The organism is Streptomyces sp. YIM 130001 (genome assembly GCF_003574445.1).
Classification (GTDB): Bacteria; Actinomycetota; Actinomycetes; order Streptomycetales; family Streptomycetaceae; genus Streptomyces.
The window spans coordinates 149,336-153,712 of sequence record NZ_KZ984561.1; the positions used below are offsets into that span (position 1 = coordinate 149,336).

Here is a 4,377-nt window from a genome sequence, read left to right on the forward strand (position 1 = left end):
TGCCGTCCTTCGGTCCTGGGGCTCGTGCCGGTGGGGGCTTCAGTGGGCTTCGGTGCCGTAGGCGCCGACGATGCGTTCCATCACTTCGGGCAGCCGGAACGAGGTGCGGTGCAGGTCTGCCTCGCGGGCCACCGCCTCGTCCGTCGCGGCCAGCAGCGGTACGGCCAGCTCCCGCTTGAGCAACTCGATCGACGCCCGCGGGGCGCCGGTCATCGACCGCGCCAGTTCCCGCGCCGTGCCCGGCACGTCCTGGTGCGGGACGATCCTGACCGGGGCGCCACGCTCACGCAGTTCGGCACCCCGGTAGTTGCGGGCGGTGAAGAGCATCTCGGTCCCCAGCTCACGGCCGAACCGGCTCGGGAAGAGATGGCTGGCGCCCATACCGGGCGTGAAGCCGTACTTCATGAAGTTGCCCGCGTACACGGAACGTTCGCTGAAGACGGCGAAGTCGGCGTAGAGGGCGAGCACGAGTCCGCCGCCGATGGCATGGCCCTGCACCGAGGCGATCACGGGCAGCGGGCACCGCGCGAAGACCCGGAAGAAGTCGTCGGTGTCGAAACTCCCCTCGCCCCGGGCGAAGTTGACCAGCTCGCGCTGGGTCCCGCCCGCACAGAACAGCTCGGGCCTGCCCTCGACGACGACGGCCCTGGTGTCCGGGTGTGCGGCGGCCTGCTCCATCGCCTCGACGAGTCCCGCGGTCAGGCCGGGCGAGAACGTGTTGCGGCCGCCCGGGTCGTCCATGGTGACGACGGCGACGGGCCCCTGCCGGGACAGCCGTACGACGGGCGGAGCCGTCTCGGTGGTCGGTGCGCTCATGCGGCACGCTCCCCGATCAGCCGGCGAACGGCAGGGTCGGTGAGCCGGTCCAGGAAGACCCGGCCCGCGTCGCGGCCGAGCCGCTCGTCGCGGGGGGAGAGCCGGGCCCGGTACTCCTTGAGCGCTGCGGCGGTGGGGCGGTCGACCCGGCTGAGCCCCACCAGGACGTGCCGCAGGGCCTGTTCGGCGTCTTCGGCTGCCCGGTCGGCGAGTCCCGCGTCGGCGGCGGCGGCCGCATCCAGGTCCTCGGCGAGCAGCGTGGCCGAGAACGCCCGCTGCTCGCCGGTCCTGCGCGCCACGAACGGCAGGGCCATGGCAGGCACGAGGCCGACGAGCGCCTCGGTCAGCCGGAAGCGCGCCCGCGGCCCGGCGATCACCAGGTCGCAGGCTGCCGCGAGGCCGACGCCGCCCGCGCTCGCGCGGCCGTCGACCAGGGCGACGGTGACCACAGGGGTGCGGGTGAGCCGCTCCAGGAGTGTCCAGTACGGCAGTTCGCCGGCTGTCGGCTCCGGTACCTCGGCCGGGACCCCGTCCGACAGGTCGGTTCCGGCGCAGAAGTCGTCGCCGCGGGCGGACAGCACCAGGACCCTGCAGTGCGGGTCGGCCTCGGCGCTGTCGACGGCCGCGTGCAGGGCGTCGAGGAGCGCCGGCGTGACGGAGTTGCGCAACTCGGGCCGGTCGAGGCGGGCGTGGAGGACTCCGCGGGCCCGGGTCAGGGTGACGTCGGTCATCCCTGCTCGCCTCCCAGCCACACGTACTCACGGTGGTAGTCCCGCACGCCCTGGAGCACCAGGCGGCGGCCGCCGTCGAAGCGTGCCTTGGTGATCTGTGGGAAACGGTCGAGGTCGAAGCTGAAGTCCTGTGTTCCGAACTTCAACTCCGCTGTGGCCGTGAGGAGTTCGTCGTACTCGTCGGTGCTCAGCGCGTAGCGTGCGTCCAGCGCCTCACGGATGCCCATGGCGCGCACCGTGCGCTGCGACTGCGGGGTGATGACCACGCTGTAGAACTCGGAGGCGCAGCCGGATCCGTAGGAGAAGACTCCGACACGGCGCTCACGGTCGACGACGGCGTTGTCGATGGTGGAGGCGAGGGCGAGGAAGACCGTGCCTGCGTAGATGTTGCCGACCTGCTGCGGGTACTGGATCGCCGCGCCGAGGCGGGTGGTGAAGTCGTCCTCGATCGCCTGCGGGGACGTGCCCCGCTTCAGCTTGCGCAGCGCGGCCCGGTGGGCGCCCTTGACCATGCCGGGGAACGGTGTGTGCATGGCGAGCAGGTCGAAGGAGTCCACGAAGTCGGCCCCGTCGACCTTGCCGGCGTAGTCGGTGAAGGAGCCCTTGAGGCACTCGATGTAGGTCAGCAGCGACAGGTCCGTGTCACCGGCCTCGCGCTCCGGGTCGGGGCGGCAGGTGTCCATGACCTCGTAGGCGTGCAGGCCGTTGGCGCCGTGGTCGAAGGCCGCGACCACCGGGTTGTCGCTGACCAGCATGGCCATGGCACCCGCGCCCTGGCTGGGTTCGACGTAGGTGTGCGGCACCGGGCGGGCGACGTCGCTGCTGATGACCAGCGCCCTGGCCCCGTCGAAAGGACTGGCCCCGACGACGGCGGCGGCCATCTGGAGGGCTGCCGTGCCGCTGTAGCAGGCCTGCTTGGTCTCGAACAGGCGGCAGCTGCGCGACAGTCCCAGGTAGTCGTGGACGTAGGTGGCCAACGACTTGCCGAAGTCGACGCCGGACTCGGTGCCGACGATCAGGAGCTCGATGGAGTCGCGCTCCTCGTCGCTGAGGGCGTCGACGATGGGCTTGGCCGCGTTGACGGCGAAGGACACCGCGTCCTCGCAGTGCAGGGCGACACTCTTGCGCGCCATCATCAGATTGTCGATCCGGCTGTCGTCCAGGCCGCGGGCCGCAAACAGGGCCGGGACGTCGATGTACGTCTCACCGCAGTAGGCGTTGATGGCTTCGATGCCAACCTGTTTCATGGTCTTCTCCGTAACTGCAGGGCTGCTTCAGGGCTGGGCCCGGATGACGACAGAGGCGTTGATGCCACCGAAGGCGAAGCTGTTGCTGAGGGCGGTGCGCAGCGGGCGCGGCTCGGCGGTGCGGCCCACCAACGGCAGGTCCGTGATGGCGTGTTCGAGGTTCGGGTTGGGGTGGACGGCCCCGGCCCGGAGCTGCCCGATCACGGCCACGGCTTCGATCAGCCCCGCGGCGGCGAGACCGTGGCCGGTGAGCGGCTTGGTGGAGTTCACCCGGTAGCTGGTGCGGCTGCCGAACACCTGGCGGACAGAGGCCGCTTCGGTCTCGTCGCCGAGCACCGAGCCGGTGCCGTGGGCGTTGACGTAGTCGATGTCGTCGGGCGTGAGGCCGGCTGTCGACAGGGCCGCACGCATGGCCGCGGCCTGGCCCGCGGCGTCGGGTGCGGTGCCGCGTCGCGCGTCGAGACGCTGCCCGTGCCCGATGATCTCGGCCAGTACCTCCGCCCCGCGTTCCCGGGCGGCGTCGGGCCGCTCGAGTACGACGGCGGCCGCCGCCTCGCCCCGGACGAAGCCTTGGCGGTCGCGGTCGAACGGGCGGCACATCCGGGCGGGTTCGTCCCGGAACTGCTCGTGGGCCATGGCGCTGCTGCGCCGGAAGGACTCTGCTTCCACCGGCGAGAGTTCGGCGACCGGGGCGACGACGAGCACGCGGTCGGCCCAGCCGGCGGCGATGGTGCGGGCGGCCTGGACGAGCGCGAGAGTGCCACTGGCGGACGCGCCGCCCAGCGTCCAGCCTTCGCCGTGGATGCCGGCCAGCTCACCGACCGTGCCGACCACGTCCACGTCGAGGTGGGTGAGTGCGTACGAGGCGCGCAGCCGGCCGGGGTTGCGGGCGTGGCCGATGACGGTCTCGGCCTGATGGGCCAGGGCGAGGTTGCTCCCGGCGACGATCAGCGCGGTGCCCTCGGCGAGCTGGTCCCGGGTGAGGCCGCTGTCGCGGACGGCCCGCAGCGCAACACATGCGGCCGTACGCGCCGGCAGCGCGGCACGCCCGGCGACCTTCCGCAGCCGGGCGGCCGTCTCGGGATCGTCCGCCAGATGCCGCTGAGCCCAGCCCGCGACGGTGAACCCGTCGAGTGCGGCGACGGCCAGCGGCTCGGCACCGTCGTCCGCCGCGGCCGGCAGCGTCACGGCGCTGCGTCCGGCGAGCAGCGCGGCGGTGAAGCCGTCGAGGTCGTCGGCGAGCGGAGTGAGCAGCGCGGCGGCGGTGACGGCCACGGCACCGGGTGGACGGCTCACGCGTGTGCGCTCGCGTGTGCGCTGAACAGCTCGACCAGGGACCGCAGGTCGTTCGCCCGGGTCAGTTCCGCGTTGGGCACCTTGATGCCCAGTTCGTCCTGAACGGTGATCACGACGTCCATGCGGTCGATGGAGTTGGCGCCGAGGTCGCGCATGCTGTGGTCGAGGGTGATCTCGACGTCGGCGGCCTCGGGCACGATCTCGATGAGCTGGGCGCGGATGAGGGCGAATATCTCTGCTTCGTTCACGGTGGCGGCTCCTCGTTCGTGGGCGGGCGGTTGTGGTGC

At 71.9% G+C, this 4,377-nt stretch carries 5 protein-coding genes; all 5 read right to left on the reverse strand.

The window, feature by feature from the left end:
* Positions 1–39 precede the first annotated feature (39 nt).
* Genes DSC45_RS24225 through DSC45_RS24245 form a run of 5 tightly spaced genes read right to left on the reverse strand, consistent with a single transcriptional unit; the run spans position 40 to position 4,338 of the window.
* On the reverse strand, positions 40–816 hold the full coding sequence (locus DSC45_RS24225) for a polyketide synthase (RefSeq protein WP_119294048.1): 777 nt from the start codon (positions 814–816) through the stop codon (positions 40–42).
* A complete protein-coding gene (locus DSC45_RS24230; RefSeq protein WP_119294049.1) occupies positions 813–1,547 on the reverse strand; it encodes an enoyl-CoA hydratase/isomerase family protein in 735 nt (244 codons plus the stop codon). Before DSC45_RS24230 ends, DSC45_RS24225 begins: the two co-directional genes overlap by 4 nt.
* Complete coding sequence (locus DSC45_RS24235; RefSeq protein ID WP_119294050.1) at positions 1,544–2,794, reverse strand: hydroxymethylglutaryl-CoA synthase family protein; 1,251 nt, start codon at positions 2,792–2,794, stop codon at positions 1,544–1,546. Before DSC45_RS24235 ends, DSC45_RS24230 begins: the two co-directional genes overlap by 4 nt.
* A gap of 27 nt (positions 2,795–2,821) precedes the next feature.
* Entirely contained in the window at positions 2,822–4,090 is a 1,269-nt protein-coding gene (locus DSC45_RS24240) for a beta-ketoacyl synthase N-terminal-like domain-containing protein (RefSeq protein WP_119294051.1), read from the reverse strand.
* Entirely contained in the window at positions 4,087–4,338 is a 252-nt protein-coding gene (locus DSC45_RS24245; protein ID WP_119294052.1) for a phosphopantetheine-binding protein, read from the reverse strand. The genes DSC45_RS24240 and DSC45_RS24245 overlap by 4 nt, the downstream gene beginning before the upstream one ends.
* Between the last annotated feature and the right edge of the window lie 39 nt (positions 4,339–4,377).

Bases quoted from the DNA above. Each gene is read 5' to 3' on its own strand.
- DSC45_RS24230 (WP_119294049.1), bottom strand. From the start codon at position 1,547: ATGACCGACGTCACCCTGACCCGGGCCCGCGGAGTCCTCCACGCCCGC.
- DSC45_RS24235 (WP_119294050.1), bottom strand. From the start codon at position 2,794: ATGAAACAGGTTGGCATCGAAGCCATCAACGCCTACTGCGGTGAGACG.
- DSC45_RS24225 (WP_119294048.1), bottom strand. From the start codon at position 816: ATGAGCGCACCGACCACCGAGACGGCTCCGCCCGTCGTACGGCTGTCC.